14 protein-coding genes and 1 pseudogene are annotated in these 17,231 nt (G+C 37.1%); 11 read left to right on the forward strand and 4 right to left on the reverse strand.

Annotated elements, in window-relative coordinates:
* On the forward strand, positions 1-2,129 hold a 2,129-nt coding region (locus tag Q0992_RS14510), incomplete at its 5' end, for a WD40/YVTN/BNR-like repeat-containing protein (RefSeq protein ID WP_367277965.1).
* A gap of 17 nt (positions 2,130-2,146) precedes the next feature.
* On the forward strand, positions 2,147-4,093 hold the full coding sequence (locus Q0992_RS14515) for a prolyl oligopeptidase family serine peptidase (protein ID WP_299525982.1): 1,947 nt from the start codon (positions 2,147-2,149) through the stop codon (positions 4,091-4,093).
* Positions 4,094-4,182: 89 nt separating this feature from the next.
* On the opposite strand, the gene Q0992_RS14520 is transcribed toward Q0992_RS14515, so the two are convergent.
* Positions 4,183-5,337, reverse strand: a complete 1,155-nt coding sequence (locus Q0992_RS14520; RefSeq protein WP_299525985.1) for an alpha-hydroxy acid oxidase — start codon at positions 5,335-5,337, stop codon at positions 4,183-4,185.
* Positions 5,338-5,358: 21 nt separating this feature from the next.
* Entirely contained in the window at positions 5,359-6,036 is a 678-nt protein-coding gene (locus tag Q0992_RS14525; RefSeq protein ID WP_299525988.1) for a Crp/Fnr family transcriptional regulator, read from the reverse strand.
* A gap of 109 nt (positions 6,037-6,145) precedes the next feature.
* Here Q0992_RS14525 and Q0992_RS14530 point away from each other — a divergent pair, with 109 nt between their 5' ends.
* From Q0992_RS14530 to Q0992_RS14570, 9 genes are all read left to right on the forward strand, one after another.
* Complete coding sequence (locus Q0992_RS14530) at positions 6,146-8,521, forward strand: heavy metal translocating P-type ATPase metal-binding domain-containing protein (protein WP_299525991.1); 2,376 nt, start codon at positions 6,146-6,148, stop codon at positions 8,519-8,521.
* A gap of 75 nt (positions 8,522-8,596) precedes the next feature.
* On the forward strand, positions 8,597-8,785 hold the full coding sequence (gene ccoS, locus Q0992_RS14535; RefSeq protein ID WP_299525994.1) for a cbb3-type cytochrome oxidase assembly protein CcoS: 189 nt from the start codon (positions 8,597-8,599) through the stop codon (positions 8,783-8,785).
* Between the two features lie 10 nt (positions 8,786-8,795).
* Positions 8,796-11,000: a cytochrome-c oxidase, cbb3-type subunit I gene (ccoN, locus tag Q0992_RS14540; RefSeq protein WP_299525997.1), complete on the forward strand. Its 2,205-nt coding sequence runs from the start codon at positions 8,796-8,798 to the stop codon at positions 10,998-11,000.
* Positions 11,001-11,004: 4 nt separating this feature from the next.
* Positions 11,005-11,190 carry a CcoQ/FixQ family Cbb3-type cytochrome c oxidase assembly chaperone gene (locus Q0992_RS14545; RefSeq protein ID WP_299526000.1) on the forward strand — a complete coding sequence of 62 codons (186 nt, stop codon included), beginning with the start codon at positions 11,005-11,007 and terminating at the stop codon, positions 11,188-11,190.
* Positions 11,187-12,170, forward strand: coding sequence for a cbb3-type cytochrome c oxidase N-terminal domain-containing protein (locus Q0992_RS14550; protein WP_299526004.1), 984 nt, complete (start codon positions 11,187-11,189; stop codon positions 12,168-12,170). The genes Q0992_RS14545 and Q0992_RS14550 overlap by 4 nt, the downstream gene beginning before the upstream one ends.
* Positions 12,171-12,199: 29 nt before the next feature.
* Positions 12,200-13,624 (forward strand): cytochrome c oxidase accessory protein CcoG, encoded by a 1,425-nt coding sequence (gene ccoG / locus Q0992_RS14555; RefSeq protein ID WP_299526007.1) that lies wholly within the window; start codon positions 12,200-12,202, stop codon positions 13,622-13,624.
* Between the two features lie 6 nt (positions 13,625-13,630).
* The gene (locus tag Q0992_RS14560; RefSeq protein WP_299526009.1) at positions 13,631-14,077 is read left to right on the forward strand and encodes a FixH family protein; all 447 of its coding nucleotides are present in this window, start codon (positions 13,631-13,633) and stop codon (positions 14,075-14,077) included.
* Positions 14,078-14,779, forward strand: a complete 702-nt coding sequence (locus Q0992_RS14565; protein ID WP_299526012.1) for a sulfite exporter TauE/SafE family protein — start codon at positions 14,078-14,080, stop codon at positions 14,777-14,779.
* A gap of 78 nt (positions 14,780-14,857) precedes the next feature.
* Positions 14,858-15,421, forward strand: coding sequence for a hypothetical protein (locus Q0992_RS14570; RefSeq protein WP_299526015.1), 564 nt, complete (start codon positions 14,858-14,860; stop codon positions 15,419-15,421).
* A 104-nt stretch (positions 15,422-15,525) separates the two neighbouring features.
* Here the strand turns inward: Q0992_RS14570 and Q0992_RS14575 are convergent, their stop codons facing one another.
* A complete protein-coding gene (locus tag Q0992_RS14575; protein ID WP_299526018.1) occupies positions 15,526-16,359 on the reverse strand; it encodes a universal stress protein in 834 nt (277 codons plus the stop codon).
* 10 nt (positions 16,360-16,369) lie between these two features.
* A pseudogene (locus Q0992_RS14580) lies at positions 16,370-17,231 on the reverse strand (coproporphyrinogen III oxidase); the annotation flags it as partial.

The raw sequence follows: 17,231 nt of genomic DNA on the forward strand, positions 1-17,231 counted from the left end.
GAGGGAAAACCTGGCGATTTATTGGCAATCTCCCTGTAGCACAATTTTACCACATTGCAGTCGATAATGAATTTCCTTACAATGTTTACGGTGGTATGCAAGATAATGGGTCTTGGCGAGGGCCTGCTTATGTATGGCGTTCGCAAGGTATACGTAACAGTTATTGGCAAGAAATAAGCTTTGGTGATGGTTTTGATGTCGTGCCAGACCGAGACGATTCGCGTTATGGTTGGTCTATGAGTCAGCAAGGTTATGTAAGTCGCTACGATTGGCAAACAGGTAATAACTATGGTGTTAGACCAACGCATCCAGATCCTGATATAAAATTGCGGTTCAATTGGAATTCAGCAATAAATATTGACCCTTTTGATAATAGTACCATTTACTTTGGAAGTCAGTTTGTACATAAATCTACCGATAAAGGAGAAACATGGACTGTCATTTCTCCTGACTTATCTACTAACGATCCTGAAAAGCAAAAACAATCCGAAAGTGGTGGTCTAACTATGGATGCCACAGGTGCTGAGAATCACTGTACGGTTTTGGTGATAGAACCTTCCCCATTAGAAAAAGATATGCTTTGGGCTGGTACAGATGATGGTCGTGTGCATTACACTATGGATGGTGGAAATAATTGGACCGAAGTCACCAAAAGCATTAAGGGTTTGCCCGAGGGTAGTTGGATAACCCAAATAAAAGCATCTCACAAAAACAAAGGTGAAGCACTATTAATTGCTAACGATTACAGACGCTTTAATTATGAACCTTATGCCTACAGAACAAAAAATTATGGCAAAACATGGCAACGTATAGTTGACGGAAGTGATGTACAAAGTTACACACTGTCTATTGTTGAAGATGTAGTTGAACCTAACCTTATGTTTTTAGGTACTGATGATGGTTTGTATATCTCTATTAATGCAGGAGAAAAATGGACAAAATGGACCGAAGGATTCCCAACAACATCCGTCAAAGATTTGGTGATTCAACCAAGAGAGGACGATTTAGTCATAGGAACATTCGGACGAGCGGCTTGGGTACTGGATGATATCCGTCCACTTCGCGAAATGGCTAAAAACAATAGTGTGATGAAATCGAATATTAAGTTATTTGATCCTCCAACGGCATATCAAGCCGCATACCAACAACCAACAGGTAGTCGTTTTGGTGGTGATGCTATGTACCATGGTGAAAACCGTGGAGGTGGTGCCAGATTCACTTATCTTTTTAATAAAAAAGAACAGTCGGACACTGAGGCTCTCGAAGTGGACGGCAATAAAGATGATGATAAAACCGATGAGGCTTCGAGCACTACGACAGACCCAGCAACTGCCTCAGCCTCCAAAAAAGAAAAGGAAGATAAAAAAGTCAAATGGGATTCACTAACCTTAAAACTATATGACGGAGACCGTCTGATTAGAACTCTAAAGCGAAAAGCTCCAAAGGAAAATGGCCTACACAAATGGACATGGTATATGAATGAAGCTGGCGTGAATTACCCATCACGTACTATTAGAAAACGTAATAGAGAACCTGGTGGTGTCAGTGTTAAGCCTGGAACATACAGAGCTGTATTACATTATGGCGATTTAAAGTCCGAGACCAACATAAAAGTGGAATCCGACCCAAGACTTAATGTATCCCAAAAGAATACGAATGAAGTTTATGCTACGCTTAAGCAACTAGAAAAACTACAGCAGACTGCTGCTGATGCTGTAAAGCAATTAGTAGAGAGTAAAACTATTGCAGAAGATTATAAAAAAGAGCTCTCTAAACTTGATAAAGATAGGTTTAAAGATCAAATAAAGCTTTCAAAAGAAACCGTAAAAACTATTGATAGTCTTATAAATAAGTATATAGGCAAAGTAGATAAGCGTCAAGGCATAACCAGAAATCCTGAAGTAACGCCTATGCAACGTTTAGGTTTGGCCAGAAGTTATGTAAACAACAGTCAAACTGGTTTGACCTCAACTGAAACAACACTTATTGAACATGCTAAAAATGCATTAGATAAAATCTTTGGTGAAACCAATAATTTCTTCAATACCACTTGGAAGGACTATCAAACCCAAATGAGCCAACTTCAAATCAACCCATTTAAGGAAGTAAAAATATTCAGTACGGATTAATCGATAAAATCAATCATATGAAATCAAAAATTCTAGTCTTATTAATTATTCTATGTGTCTATTCTTGCAAAGAGGACAAAAAAGACAATGACTTAGCTCAACGTGAAGTCCAACTTTACACGATTGAGCAATTTATGGACAATGAAGCCGTAGGAGGAGGAAGTTTCTCTTCAGACAATAGTAAGCTTTTAGTTTCAAGTAATCGTACAGGCATTTATAATGTTTATACGGTTCCATCTACAGGAGGTGAAATGACAGCAATTACACAATCAGACAGTACCTCTTATTTTGCAAACTCTTATTTCCCAGAAGATGATAGAATGCTACTTAGTGCTGATGGAAATGGTGATGAAATTGATCATTTATATGTAAGGGAACTAGATGGCACCATCAAGGATATTACACCAGACGAAGGTGCTAAATCAAATTTTTATGGGTGGTCTAAGGATGATAAGCACCTATACTATGGTTCTAATAAGAGAGATCCTAGATTTTTTGATGTTTATAAAATGTCTATCGACGACTACTCATCTGAAATTCTATATCAAAATAATGATGGTATGAATTTTACAGGCATGTCCGAAGATGAGAATTACTTTGCCTTATCTAAAACGGTAAATACCAACGATAGTGACTTGTTTATTTTTAATGCAAGTACCAAAGAAACTATCAAAGTAAATGATAATCTAAGTTCCAATTCTGCTCAGGATTTCTCAAAGGACAACAGCAAATTCTACTACACTACAGATGATGGTGCTGAGTTCTCTTATTTAATGTCATATGACTTTGGGACGAAAGAAAAGAAAAAGGTAGTCGAAAAATCATGGGATATTTTAGGTAGCGGCTTTACGTCTGAAGGCACTTACATGGTGGTCTATGTTAATGAAGATGGGAAAAATGCAATCGAAGTCACTAACACTAAAACTTCCAAACCATTAGAACTTCCCGATTTCGAAGACAAGAGTATAACAAGTGTTAGTTTTAGTGATGATGAAAAATGGATGCGTATGTACGTTGGTGGATCTAATTCGCCTTCAGACTTATATACCTATAATCTCGAAACTAAAGCTCAGCACAGAATTACCAATGTGCTAAATGAGGATATTAATCCAAAGGATTTAGTCACCGCAAAAGTGATTCGATACAAGTCATTTGATGGTGTAGAGATACCTGCTATTTATTACTTACCACATCAAGCATCGGAGGACAATAAAGTACCTGCAATGGTTTGGGTACATGGTGGACCTGGAGGTCAAACACGTCAAAACTTTAGTTCGCTGATTCAATACATGGTGAATCAAGGTTATGCAGTATTAGCAGTAAATAACAGAGGTAGTAGTGGTTATGGTAAGACGTTCTTTCAAATGGATGATAAAAACCATGGTGAAAAAGACTTACAAGACTGTGTTGAAGGCAAGAACTGGTTGGCTACACAACCTCAAATTGACGGCAATAAAATAGGCATTATTGGCGGTTCTTATGGAGGCTATATGACTATGGCAGCACTAACCTATACACCTGAGGAATTTGATGTCGGTGTCAATCTCTTTGGAGTTACCAATTGGATGCGTACACTTAAAAGTATTCCACCGTATTGGGAATCGTTTAGAGAAGCACTTTACAAAGAATTAGGTGATCCTTATTCAGCTGATTCTGTTCGTTTAAAACGAATTTCGCCATTATTTCACACGGATAAGGTTACTAAACCTTTAATCGTACTGCAAGGTGCACAAGACCCAAGAGTACTGCAGGTGGAATCTGATGAAATTGTAGCTGGTGTAAGAAAAAATGGAGTACCAGTAGAATATGTGTTATTTGAAGATGAAGGTCACGGGTTTATTAAGAAAGAAAATCAGATTGAAGCTTACAGCAGCGTTGTAAAATTTCTAGATAAGTATCTCAAAGAAGACAAGCCGTTGGATGGCGAAACAGAATCGCAAGAAATTGAAAGTGAATCCGAATAAATAATAGTTTTACGGAAGAGAAATAAATAAACTGTCTGGAGTGCATTGATAAGATGTATTTCAGACAGTTTTTTATTATCTGAAATTAATTAGGATAAAGACTTTAGCGCTTCTATAGAACTTACACCTAATTGAACCATATTGTTCTTTAAGTCATCGCTAAGAATATGTATAACATGGTCAGGACCATACCTGCCTAATGCTGTAACTCCATATAAGAACGGTCGGCCTAGCATCACAAAATCTGCACCTAGATACAAGGCGCGCATAATGTCCAACCCAGTACGCACACCACTATCAAATACTATAGGAACTTGCTTGGCCACTATAGACGAAATGTCCGATAAAACCTCTATCGAAGCAGGTGCACCATTAAATTGACGTCCACCATGATTAGATATCCAGATACCATCCATACCAACCTCAATGGCTTTGTCAGCATCTTTTGGATGTAGAATGCCTTTTATTACTACAGGACCATCCCAATATGCCTTCAATACTTTACAGTAATCCCAATCTAGAGTACCACCCAATCGATTGCCAACAAAACCACTAACAAATTTAAAATCGGTTTGTTGTGCATAATCTTGAACCGTTCTGAGCCTTGGCAACCCTCTACGTAAAGTATGGTACGTCCAAAAAGGATGCTTTATCCCATCCCAAATTAGACCAGGAGTGAGTTTTGGTGGCATGCGCATTCCAGCACGTTTTGTACGCTCACGACGACTAGCCATTGGTACATCGGCCGTTACCACTAGCGTATGAAATCCTGATTGTTTTGCTCTGTCCAATAGTGCAAAGGCCAGATCTAAAGACTTAGGTGGATATAATTGAAACCAACCTTGCTGACCAACTAAAGGACCTACACGCTCTGGTGTTTCAGTAGCAACTGTACTGAGGCAAAATGGTATTTGCAATCGGTTCGATGCTCTAGCAAGAACAAGTTCAGCTTCAGGCCAAATAAGACCCGTTAATCCTACTGGAGCTATACCAATAGGACAAGGGTAGTGCTTATCAAAAAGTACAGTATTGATAGCAGCTTCTAAGTGTCCATTACAAAACCGTGGTGTGAATTGAATGTTTTGAAAAGCTAATCTGTTGCGTTCTAATAGGGCTTCGTCACCCGTCCCGGACTCCAAATACTCCCAAGAAACATGTGGCATACGCTTCTTTGCTTCTTTCGCCAAATCCTCTATCGCTGGGAATTGATTAGAATACTTAGTTTGGTACTTTTTGTAGGACATTAAAGCAAATTAAGAACAGATTTACTCCATCCATTTCAGACTGCCGTAGTCCTCTAGTCTTATCTGTTTTCCTTTTGTGGAAATTAAACCCTCTTTTTTAAACTGGGACAAAATCCTTATAGCCGACTCCGTCGCTGTACCTACAATACTTGCATAATCCTCACGAGATATAACTATGCTCAAATAATCTTCATCATCCGTACCAAAGTTGTCATGGATATACATCAAAATTTCAGCCATTCGCCGCTTTACAGATTTTTGGGCCATGTTAACTAAAGACTCATCAGATTCCTTTAAGTCGTGCGCCATTTCCCTTAAAACGTCCATAGTGAATTTGGGATTTTTAGATAAATCATCCATAATTTCACTCTTAGGAATAAAACACATTTCCATATCGTTTAATGCCACAGCACTGAGATTGGTTTTCTGTTCCGTTACTAAAGAACGCTTGCCCAACAAACCGCCTTTAACGACAAGTTTTACAACCTGATCTTTCCCGTTTTCACTTAGTTTTGTTAATTTACAGACACCCGATTTAACGCAATAAACGCCATTGAGTGTCTCTCCTTCTTCAAAAATTACCTGACCTTTTTTGAAGAATTTTCCTGTTTTACATGCCGAGACCCTAACGAGTTCATCTCTTGTTAAGGATTTTAATGAATTAAACTCCCTAACAATGCATGATTCACATTTACTCATACCGATTTCATTAGTTCTATAAAGGTATGAAAAAAGCTGATAATTATCATCTTTTATATGTTAAGGATATATCACTTTTGTAATTGGGTATTAATGAGCAAATTATATCATGGAAAACAAGGCCTGTTTTCATTGTGGTGACGACTGTGGCAATCACCCAGTTGTATTTCAAGAAAAATCATTTTGCTGTAATGGTTGTAAGACCGTGTTCGAAATATTCAGCGATAATGATTTAACTTGTTATTATGATTTGCAGAATGCGCCTGGTGCTATCCCAAAAGAGGTAGAGGGCAAATATGATTTTCTATCTCAGGAGAATATTATTGAAAAACTCACAGAGTTTAGAGGTGATAGCGTTGAAATCACAACACTTTATATACCACATATTCATTGTAGTTCTTGTATCTGGATCCTTGAAAACCTCAACAAGCTTAACCCAAATATTTCAGACTCTCAAGTTAATTTTGGTAAGAAAACAGTAAGAGTCACTTATAATTCTGAAACAACCGATTTAAAATCAGTTGTTATATTACTCAGCTCCATAGGCTATGAGCCTTATATCAGTTTAGACGATTTTGAATCTGGCAAAAAACACATTAACAGAACACTCATTTACAAACTTGGGGTCGCGGGTTTTGCCTTTGGAAATATCATGTTCTTATCTTTCCCTGAGTATTTCGAAATTAACGAATTCTGGTTGGAGAAATACAAGCATTTTTTTCGTTGGCTCATGTTTGCTTTAGCTGTTCCAGTTGTATTTTATTCCGCCCAAGATTATTTTATCTCTGCATACAAAGGCCTAAAAGCAAAACTCTTGAATATTGATGTGCCCATTGCTCTGGGCGTTTCAGTACTTTTTATTAGAAGCACAATAGAAATCGCATTCGATATAGGTTCAGGTTTTTTCGATAGTTTAGCTGGTCTTGTTTTCTTTCTTTTGGTAGGGAAATTTTTCCAACAAAAAACCTATAACTTCCTTTCTTTTGAACGCGACTACAAATCGTACTTCCCGATTGCCATAACCAAAATTGACAGGGATGGTGACGAAAATGCCATTCAAGTCTATGATATTAAAAAAGGGGACCGTCTGTTAATTAGGAATGAAGAGTTAATTCCTGTAGATGGTATATTAATCAATGGAAGGGCAAAAATAGACTATAGTTTTGTGACTGGTGAATCCCAAACCGTCTCTAAACAATCTGGAGATAAACTTTTTGCAGGAGGTAAACAAACTGCTGGTGTCATAGAACTGGAAGCCATTAAATCTGTTGAGCAGAGTTATCTTACACAACTATGGAGTAACGATGTGTTCAATAAAAATAAAGAAGATGGCTTTACAAATATTACCAATGCCATTAGCAAACATTTTACAATAGCGATTCTCACTATTGCTATTATTGCAACAACCTTTTGGTTATTTACAGATGCGAGTAAAGCCATGAATGTCTTTACGGCTGTATTGATTATTGCTTGTCCATGTGCTATTGCCCTCTCTGCGCCATTTACTTTTGGAAACCTGTTACGCATTTTTGGCAAGCTGAAATTCTATATTAAAAATGCAAGTGTTATAGAACAATTGGCACAGATTAACACCATAATTTTTGACAAAACAGGTACCATAACATCTAATAAAAGAAGTAATGCCAAATATGATGGTGAAAATCTATCGGAATCTGAAAGTCTAGTACTGAAGAATTCCTTACGAGGTTCTAACCATCCTTTGAGTAGAACCTTATACAATATTCTGGATGAGCATAATATCATAACGCTCGACCAGTTTGAAGAACATGTAGGCAAAGGCATCGAAGCAAAGCATGATGATATAAGTCTAAAGATTGGATCTGCGAGTTTTGTTGGTAACCCTGGGATATCCCCAACTTTAAATACTACAGTACATATTAGCAGCAATAATACCTATAAAGGAAAGTTCACTTTTTACAATAGTTATAGAAAAGGTGTTGCCAAGCTTTTTAATCAACTAAAAAAGCATTTCGATTTAGTAATTCTGTCTGGAGATAATGAAGGAGAACGCGAAAACTTAAAAAAACTATTGCCGGCTAAAACCAAATTGATTTTTAATCAAAAACCCGAAGATAAATTAGAGTTTATTAAATACCATCAATCTGAAGGCGCAAAAGTCTTAATGGTAGGTGATGGTCTTAATGATGCTGGTGCATTAGCCCAAAGCGATGTTGGTATTTCTATCTCTGAGGATGTAAATGTATTTTCACCTGCTTGTGATGCCATATTAGATGCTACGAAATTCAAGGATTTATATCCATTTATAAAGGCATCAAAATCCGCAATTAAAATTATAAAGTGGAGCTTCGTACTCTCATTTATTTATAATGTCATCGGTTTGTATTTTGCTGTTACAGGTCAATTAGCACCTGTTGTAGCAGCTATATTAATGCCATTAAGTTCTATAAGTATTGTGGTTTTTACGACTATTTGCACCAATATTTTAGGACGAAAATTAAAATAAAAAAAATCGACATGATAAAAGTCATGTTTTAAAAAAAGCTTCAACAGTAAATTTGGATCACAACTTCAAATAGGTATGAGTGTTATATATATTGTCTTAACGGTAAGCGTCATTGTTGGCATAGCTTTCTTTATCGTTTTTTTATTGGCTGTAAAATCTGGTCAATACGATGATAGCTATACGCCATCGGTACGTATGTTATTTGAAGACGAACTCGTAAAAGAACAACATTCTAAAGAATCAATACATACAAAAACTGACTAAATCTTTCAATATGGAAATGCAACAATTCTATTACGATAATAAAATCGTTAAAAAATTTCTCTACGCTACCATAGTTTTCGGTGTGGTCGGGATGCTAGTTGGACTTATCCTGGCCTTCATGTTTTTATTCCCAAACATGACCGATGGTGTGTCGTGGCTGAGTTTTGGCCGATTAAGACCATTGCATACAAACGCTATCATTTTTGCATTTGTGGGTAATGCCCTCTTTGCGGGTGTTTATTACTCTCTGCAACGTTTACTTAAAGCAAGGATGTTTAGTGATTTACTGAGTAACATCAACTTTTGGGGTTGGCAATTAATCATTGTCGGAGCGGCAATTACCTTACCTTTAGGCATTACCACATCCAAGGAATATGCCGAGCTAGAGTGGCCGTTTGATATTGCCATTGCTTTGGTTTGGGTGGTTTTCGGTATAAATATGATCGGAACCATTTTAAAACGTCGCCAACGCCACCTATATGTTGCCATTTGGTTTTATATCGCCACCTTCGTAACTGTTGCAGTACTTCATATTTTTAATAGCTTAGAATTACCTGTTAGTGGCCTTAAGAGTTATTCGGTTTATGCTGGTGTTCAAGACGCCTTAGTACAATGGTGGTATGGTCATAATGCCGTTGCATTCTTCTTAACCACACCGTTCTTAGGCTTAATGTACTATTTTGTACCTAAAGCGGCTAATAGACCTGTATATTCATACCGATTATCTATTGTGCACTTCTGGTCCTTAATCTTTATATATATCTGGGCAGGACCTCACCACCTGCTATATACAGCCTTACCCGAATGGGCACAGCATTTAGGTGTTGCGTTCTCTGTAATGTTGATAGCACCATCTTGGGGAGGTATGATAAACGGTTTATTAACCTTACGTGGAGCTTGGGACAAAGTTCGTACAGATCCTGTTCTAAAGTTCATGGTTGTAGCCATTACAGGTTATGGTATGGCTACTTTTGAAGGTCCTATGCTTTCGCTTAAAAATGTTAACGCTATTGCCCACTTTACCGATTGGATTATCGCCCACGTACATGTTGGAGCCTTAGCATGGAACGGTTTCCTAACCTTTGGTATGATTTATTTCTTAATTCCTAAACTGTTTAAGACCAAACTTCATTCTATAGGATTAGCAAATGTACATTTTTGGATAGGCACACTTGGTATTATTCTTTATGCTTTACCAATGTATGTCGCTGGTTTTACACAAGCTAGTATGTGGAAGCAATTTAGACCAGAAGGCAACTTAGTTTATGGTAACTTCTTAGAAACCGTAACTGAAATCATCCCAATGTATTGGATGCGTGCTATTGGTGGTACATTATACCTTATAGGTATGCTCATCTTGGTTTATAACGTCATTATGACCGTTGTGAGATCAAACTCTAAAGTCACTGATGAATTAGCTGAAGCACCTGCATTACAACGTGTATCAAAACGCAGAGTTGCTGGTGAGGGTTGGCACACTTGGTTAGAGCGTAAACCTGTATTATTAACGATTTATGCTACCGTGGCCATATTAATTGGTGGTATAGTTCAAATCATTCCAACGATTGTTGTAAAATCCAATATCCCAACGATTAGTAGTGTAAAACCATACACACCTTTAGAATTAGAAGGTCGTGATCTGTACATAAGAGAAGGCTGTGTGGGCTGTCATTCACAAATGATACGACCATTTAGAAGTGAGGTAGAGCGTTATGGCGAGTACTCTAAAGCTGGAGAGTTTGTTTATGACCATCCATTCCTTTGGGGAAGTAAGCGAACTGGTCCAGACTTACATCGTGTTGGAGGAAAATATCTAGATTCATGGCACTTCAAACATATGTACGATCCACAAGAAATGTCGCCAGGTTCTATAATGCCAGCTTACCAATGGCTAATTAGAAATGAATTGGATAAGTCTATGACCGAAAAGAAAATGGAAGCTATGGTTTCTCTAGGTGTTCCTTATACTGAAGAAGAGATTGCCAATGCGCAGGAACTGATGGATGCACAATCTGAAACCATTGTTAACAGCTTAATAGAAGATCCTGATTTATCCGCATCTTTTGAAAGCGGTAAGAAAGAAGCTCTTGCCAATGGAGAAGATTATGTAGAAATGAAAGACAGAGAAATTATTGCACTTATCGCCTACCTACAACGTTTAGGTACGGACATAAAAGTAAAAGACATCGCTAACGAAACCGCTCAAAACCAATAAGATTATGCTGAAATTTGTAAAAAATCATATGGAAAGTATTACGGATATTGAGATATATCCGATAATATCACTCTTAATATTCTTTATCTTTTTTGTAGCCTTATTTTATTGGGTCATTACAGCCAAAAAAGAATATATCACGACTGTTAGTAATTTACCATTAGACCATAACAACAACACAACATCATGAGACATTTAATTCCATCATACATAAGAGTCCCAGTGGTATTTTTTGCTATTGTTGGCCTCGTAGAGTACTTTATTGATTCTGGTGATCAACCAGCGTTTATGGAGCAACCTATTATAATGCTATTCTTACTATTAGTATTACTCATATTATTAGCTATAGAAGGCATCGTAGGCTCTATGGACAATATCCTCTACCAAAGTTTAGATGAAGAAGCCAAGGCAAGATACGATGCTCAAAAAGCAGCACCTTCAAAACTTGTACTTTGGATAAAAAACATCTACAAAAAACTTCTAGGTTCTAGACCGATGGAAGAAGAAGGTGAGATTATTTTAGATCATAATTATGACGGCATTAAAGAGCTAGACAATAGTCTTCCTCCTTGGTGGCTCTATGGCTTTTATGCAACGATTATCTTCGGAGTGGTTTATATGGCGCGCTATCATATTTTTAATGCCGATGACCAATTTGCAGAATATGAGATTGAATATGCGGAAGCACAGCGTGCTATCGAAGAATATAAGAGAACTGCAAAGAATTTAGTTGATGTCAACACCGTTGAAGTACTTACCGAAGCTTCTGATTTAAACGCCGGAAAGGCCATATTCGAAGGTAAGTGTGTGGTTTGCCATAAAGCCGATGGTGGTGGCGGAATTGGTCCTAACCTAACTGATGAATACTGGATTTTAGGTGGTGGCATAAAAAATGTATTCCGCACAATTTCTGAAGGTGGTCGTGATGGTAAAGGTATGGTATCTTGGAAAAAAGAAGGGCTATCACCTCTTGAAATGGCACAAGTTGCAAGTTATGTTTTAGAGTTTCAAGGGACTACTCCTGCTGAACCTAAACCTGCTGAAGGTGATATATGGGTAGATGAAACTGCCAGTGAAGCGGATAGCAATAGTTCGGAAGACGATTCTGAAGCTACAGAAACTACTGAGGCTGCAGTTGAAGAAACAGCAGAAGCAGAAACAGACGAATAAAAGGAAGAAATGTCCCAAAACTTATAAAAATGGAAACGCCAGCAAACGAAGTTTTTAGAGATTCCATTGGCACCATCAACGAAGAAGGGAAGCGCAACTGGATATACCCTAAAAAACCTTCTGGCTGGTATTACGATAAGCGAAAAATAGTAAGCTACTTTTTATTAGCGTTCTTATTTGCAGCACCATTTGTAAAAATTAATGGTAACCAATTTTTGATGTTTAATGTCTTAGACAGACGTTTTAACATCTTTGGTTTTCCGTTTTGGCCACAAGATTTCCATCTTTTTGTTATTTCCATGATTATAGGTGTGGTCTTTATCACACTATTCACGGTAGGGTTCGGAAGAATATTTTGCGGTTGGATTTGTCCTCAGACCATTTTTATGGAAATGGTCTTTAGACGTATTGAATATTGGATCGATGGAGATCGCAACAAGCAAATGCGTTTGGATCGGCAAAAATGGAATGCCGAAAAAATTAGGAAACGGCTTTTAAAGTGGTTTATATTTTTGGTGGTGTCCTTTTTAATTGCAAATATCTTTCTTGCTTACCTCATTGGTGGAGATAAGCTCATGAATTATGTTATAGAAGGTCCATCAGCACATCTAGGCACGCTGATTCCTCTTATCATTTTCACAGGAGTCTTTTATTTTGTTTTTGCATGGTTTAGAGAGCAAGTTTGCATTATCGCTTGTCCTTACGGTCGCTTACAAGGTGTACTCTTAGATAATAAATCTATTGTTGTTGCTTATGATCACAAACGTGGAGAAGGTGTAAACGGTAGAAAGAAATTTAGGAAAAATGAAGATAGAGTAGCCTTAGGTCATGGTGATTGTATTGATTGTTTTCAGTGTGTACATGTATGTCCTACTGGTATCGATATTAGAAATGGCACGCAATTGGAATGTGTGAATTGTACGGCATGTATTGATGAGTGCGACACGATAATGGAAAAAATCAACCTCCCAAAAGGTTTAATCCGTTATGCCAGTGAGGAAAATATAGAAAAGAAAGCACCTTTTAAGCTTACAGCACGTATGAAAGGCTATATTGCCGTGTTGGTTATTTTAATTGGTGTCTTGGCGGGAATGTTAACCTTAAGGAATGATATCGAAGCACGTATTCTGAGATTGCCTGGTCAATCTTACGAACAAAAAGGCGAAAATATTATCAGCAATGTTTATACCTATAAATTGGTAAACAAAACCTCAAATGATATTGAAAATGTAAACTTCAAATTAAGAGGTATGGATGGTGAGATAAAATTAGTTTCTGCATCCGATGAATTTATGGTTAAAGCCCAAGAGTTTGCAGAAGGCACTTTATTCATAGAATTGAAAAGAAGCGACCTATCGGGAGATAACAATAAACTGAGAATAGACATCTATAGTAATGATCAATTAATCGAAACCACTACTGTAGGTTTTCTAGGACCGAGAAATTATAATTAAGACGTCATGAAAATAAATTGGGGAACAGCAATCGTTATAGCATTTATAGGCTTCATAGGTTTTATCATGTACTTTGTGGTAAATATGGCGGCCAATGACGAGTATGATCACGACTTGGTGGTAGAAGATTATTATCAGCAAGAATTAAAGTTTCAGACCGAAATAGATAAAGAAGAAAACTCCAAAGCATTAAAGACCAATATATCTTGGCAAAAAACCCAAGAAGGTATTCTTATTACCTTCCCTGAAGATTTAAATATTAAAGACATTAAAGGTATAGTGTTCCTATATAGACCATCTAATAAACAACTAGATTTTGAAACTCTTATTTCATTATCTAACCACAATTTGCTCATACCTGACAATCGTTTACTAGGTGGTCGCTGGAACATTAAGATAGATTGGACTTACAATAACAATGCGTATCTATTTAAAGAAGAAATCAATTACTAAATGCTGTATTCGGCATTCATATTAGGCTTATTGGGAAGTTTACACTGTGTTGGTATGTGTGGACCCATAGCCTTTATGTTACCTGTGGATCGTTCCAATTCATTTAAAAAAGTAAGTCAAATAAGCATTTACCATATCGGCAGATTATTAGCCTATAGCTTGATAGGTCTGGTTTTTGGCTTAGTAGGCAAAAGCCTATATATCTTTGGCATACAACAACAATTGTCTATTGCCATTGGTCTAATAATGATTGTTTTGGTGTTGATTCCTTACAAGACCTTTGCCAAATACAATTTATCTAAGCCTCTGAATAAAATCATTTCTAAAATAAAATCTAACCTCGGTCAAGCGCTTAAGAAAAAAACAGCAGATACCTTCATCACTATTGGTTTCCTCAATGGGTTTTTACCATGTGGTTTGGTCTACATGGCCGTTTTTGGAGCTGTTGCTACAGGTAGTCTGTTGCAAGGCAGTTTTTACATGGTATTATTTGGTTTAGGGACCATTCCGTTAATGACTTCTGCTATATATTTAGGCAAATTCCTAAACCAAACCATTAAACAACGTATACAAAAGGCGATTCCAGTATTTGTAGTTATTATTGGTGCTTTGTTTATCCTAAGAGGTTTGGGCTTGGGCATTCCCTACCTCTCACCTGCTCCGATTATAGAAGCGGCTTCAAGTGCTATTGATTGTCATTAATATATGAATGAATCCCCTTTTTATTTTATTTGGTACAGAATTTGTTTCATAAAAACACTACATAATCCAAAATCAATCATGAAAAAAACCGTTCTAGTTCTTATTTTATTTATCGCAACCCTTAAGTCAACTGCACAGCAGGCTAGTGTCGAAAAATCTACATTTGGTATACAAACTGGCTTTCTAGGTGTTTGGGCTCATAATGAATCTAAATTATCTAATACCATTGCCCTAAGAAGCGAATTGGGACTAGATGCTGCTATTTATAGCAATAATTTTGTGGGAAGCAGAGGTTTTATCCTAGTTCCCGCTATAACCCTAGAGCCGCGATGGTATTACAACCTTAATAAAAGAGTGTCGAAGAACAGACGAATAGATGGAAACAGCGGAAACTTTATTTCCATAAAGACTACCTATCATCCAGACGTTGTCATTGGTTCTCTTGATGATAATGTAACTTTTATTAGTGATATTTCAATAATCCCGACATGGGGAATACGACGCAATGTTGGCAAACATTTTACCTACGAGACTGGGATAGGAATCGGATATGTTCATTATTTTGAAGAAGATAATGTAATCCTCCCTGAAGAAAGTGGACTAGCGTTAAATTTACATTTAAGAATCGGGTTCCGTTTTTAAAATTGTAATCAAACACTATTCTTTTTAAATAAAAAACGCCAAGGAAATCAATCCCTGGCGTTTTAACTTGATATTAAATAACACAAACTAATAAACATCAAGAACTATATTTTAAAAGTCATAACAGGTAATGTGGAATGATTCGCAATGTCTTCAGAGATGCTACCTTCAAAGAAATGCGCCAAGCCTTTTCTACCATGTGTGGCTACAGCAATTAAATCGGCACCAATATTATTAGCAAAATTCAAAATACCTTTCTCAATAGAATAATCCGAAACTACGTGTACGTTATCAAGATTGTCTAAATCGCCATCGGCTTTTTTCAAGAACAACGAGACGCGTTTATCAATTTCGGTAGAACTTTTAAAGTTACCATCTGGCGCATTTACGTATACCAAATACATTTTAGCTCCAAGCTTCTTGAAGGTAATTCTGGCATTGAGATAAGGTGTGATGGCTTCTTCTGAAAAATCACTAGCAAAGACACCATTCTCAAAATCCAACAGAATTGGGTTGTGCTTAATCACTAACACCGGAACATCGGCATGACGTACCACTTTCTCTGTATTAGAGCCTACCAATACTTCTTTTACGCCGCTGACCCCATGAGAGCCCATAACAATAAGATTGGCGTCATATTTATTGGCGACCTCATTAACCTCGCTCCAAACTTTAAAATGCTTCACAATTGGAGTAATCTTAATGCCATCCAAGTAAGGTTTATCTAAAAAAGCTTCAAATTTCTGTTCTGCAAGTTTCAGATAGAAGACAGCTTCTTCATTAATTGAATTTTCATCTGCTATGAGTATCGCATTAGACAATTCCAACATATGCAATATGATAAGTTCCGAACCATATTTTTGGGCCAAATTCGCAGCAGCCTCTAGAGCAAATTCTGAATGCTCCGAAAAATCTATGGGTACTATAATTTTTTTCATGATATTCGTTTTATATGGTCATTGAGAATAATTGGGTATCTGGCTTTTTGCGTTGCAATAGCAAATCAAATGCCATGCAAATATTTCTTATAAAAGGTCTCCCTTTTTCAGTTACGGTCATCTGCTTTCTTTCAAAGGCAATTAAACCGTCGAGTTCTAGTTCTTTCAGTTTTATAAGAACTTCCGGCAATTCAGCAAAGGTCATTTCGGGTTCTACCCATGAGGTCTTAAAATGACACATTAAATTAAGAATATGTCGTCTAATCTTAAGGTCCTCGTCATTGAGGATATGACCTCTATAAACTGGGATAATATTCTCCTCAACAAGGTGATAATACTCCTCTATGGATTTTACATTTTGTGCGAACCCATACCAGCTGTCACTAATTGATGATACTCCCAAACCAATCATGGCTTGTGTTTTTGATGCCGTATAGCCCATAAAATTGCGATGCAAGGTTTCATTTAGCATGGCTTTATAAAGCGTATCGGTTTTTAATGCAAAATGATCCATGCCTATTTCTACGTAACCCACCTTCTCTAACAAGTATTTGCCAGTTTCATATTGTTGTCGTTTAGATGTTGCACTAGGCAAATCGGTATCCTTAAAACCGCGTTGTCCATTCCCTTTTATCCATGGTACATGCGCATAACTATAAAAGGCAATACGATCTGGCATCAAAGCTTCTGTCTTTTTGATGGTTTCAATAACATCGGATTCCGTCTGAAATGGCAGTCCAAAAATGATATCATGGCCTACAGATGTATACCCAATAGTTCTAGCTAAATCTGTAACACGTTCAACATTCTCAAAAGTTTGTATACGGTTGATGGCTTCCTGAACCATAAGATTATAATCCTGAACACCAAAG

The sequence above is a fragment of the Winogradskyella sp. genome, assembly GCF_028289625.1.
In the GTDB taxonomy this organism is placed as follows: domain Bacteria; phylum Bacteroidota; class Bacteroidia; order Flavobacteriales; family Flavobacteriaceae; genus Winogradskyella.

Excerpts from the sequence above, each read along its gene's own strand:
- Q0992_RS14530 (WP_299525991.1), top strand. The coding sequence starts at position 6,146 with ATGGAAAACAAGGCCTGTTTTCATTGTGGTGACGACTGTGGCAATCAC.
- ccoS (WP_299525994.1), top strand. The coding sequence starts at position 8,597 with ATGAGTGTTATATATATTGTCTTAACGGTAAGCGTCATTGTTGGCATA.
- Q0992_RS14570 (WP_299526015.1), top strand. The coding sequence starts at position 14,858 with ATGAAAAAAACCGTTCTAGTTCTTATTTTATTTATCGCAACCCTTAAG.
- ccoN (WP_299525997.1), top strand. The coding sequence starts at position 8,796 with ATGGAAATGCAACAATTCTATTACGATAATAAAATCGTTAAAAAATTT.
- Q0992_RS14520 (WP_299525985.1), bottom strand. The coding sequence starts at position 5,337 with ATGTCCTACAAAAAGTACCAAACTAAGTATTCTAATCAATTCCCAGCG.
- Q0992_RS14565 (WP_299526012.1), top strand. The coding sequence starts at position 14,078 with ATGCTGTATTCGGCATTCATATTAGGCTTATTGGGAAGTTTACACTGT.
- Q0992_RS14575 (WP_299526018.1), bottom strand. The coding sequence starts at position 16,359 with ATGAAAAAAATTATAGTACCCATAGATTTTTCGGAGCATTCAGAATTT.
- Q0992_RS14560 (WP_299526009.1), top strand. The coding sequence starts at position 13,631 with ATGAAAATAAATTGGGGAACAGCAATCGTTATAGCATTTATAGGCTTC.
- Q0992_RS14550 (WP_299526004.1), top strand. The coding sequence starts at position 11,187 with ATGAGACATTTAATTCCATCATACATAAGAGTCCCAGTGGTATTTTTT.
- ccoG (WP_299526007.1), top strand. The coding sequence starts at position 12,200 with ATGGAAACGCCAGCAAACGAAGTTTTTAGAGATTCCATTGGCACCATC.
- Q0992_RS14545 (WP_299526000.1), top strand. The coding sequence starts at position 11,005 with ATGCTGAAATTTGTAAAAAATCATATGGAAAGTATTACGGATATTGAG.
- Q0992_RS14515 (WP_299525982.1), top strand. The coding sequence starts at position 2,147 with ATGAAATCAAAAATTCTAGTCTTATTAATTATTCTATGTGTCTATTCT.
- Q0992_RS14525 (WP_299525988.1), bottom strand. The coding sequence starts at position 6,036 with ATGAGTAAATGTGAATCATGCATTGTTAGGGAGTTTAATTCATTAAAA.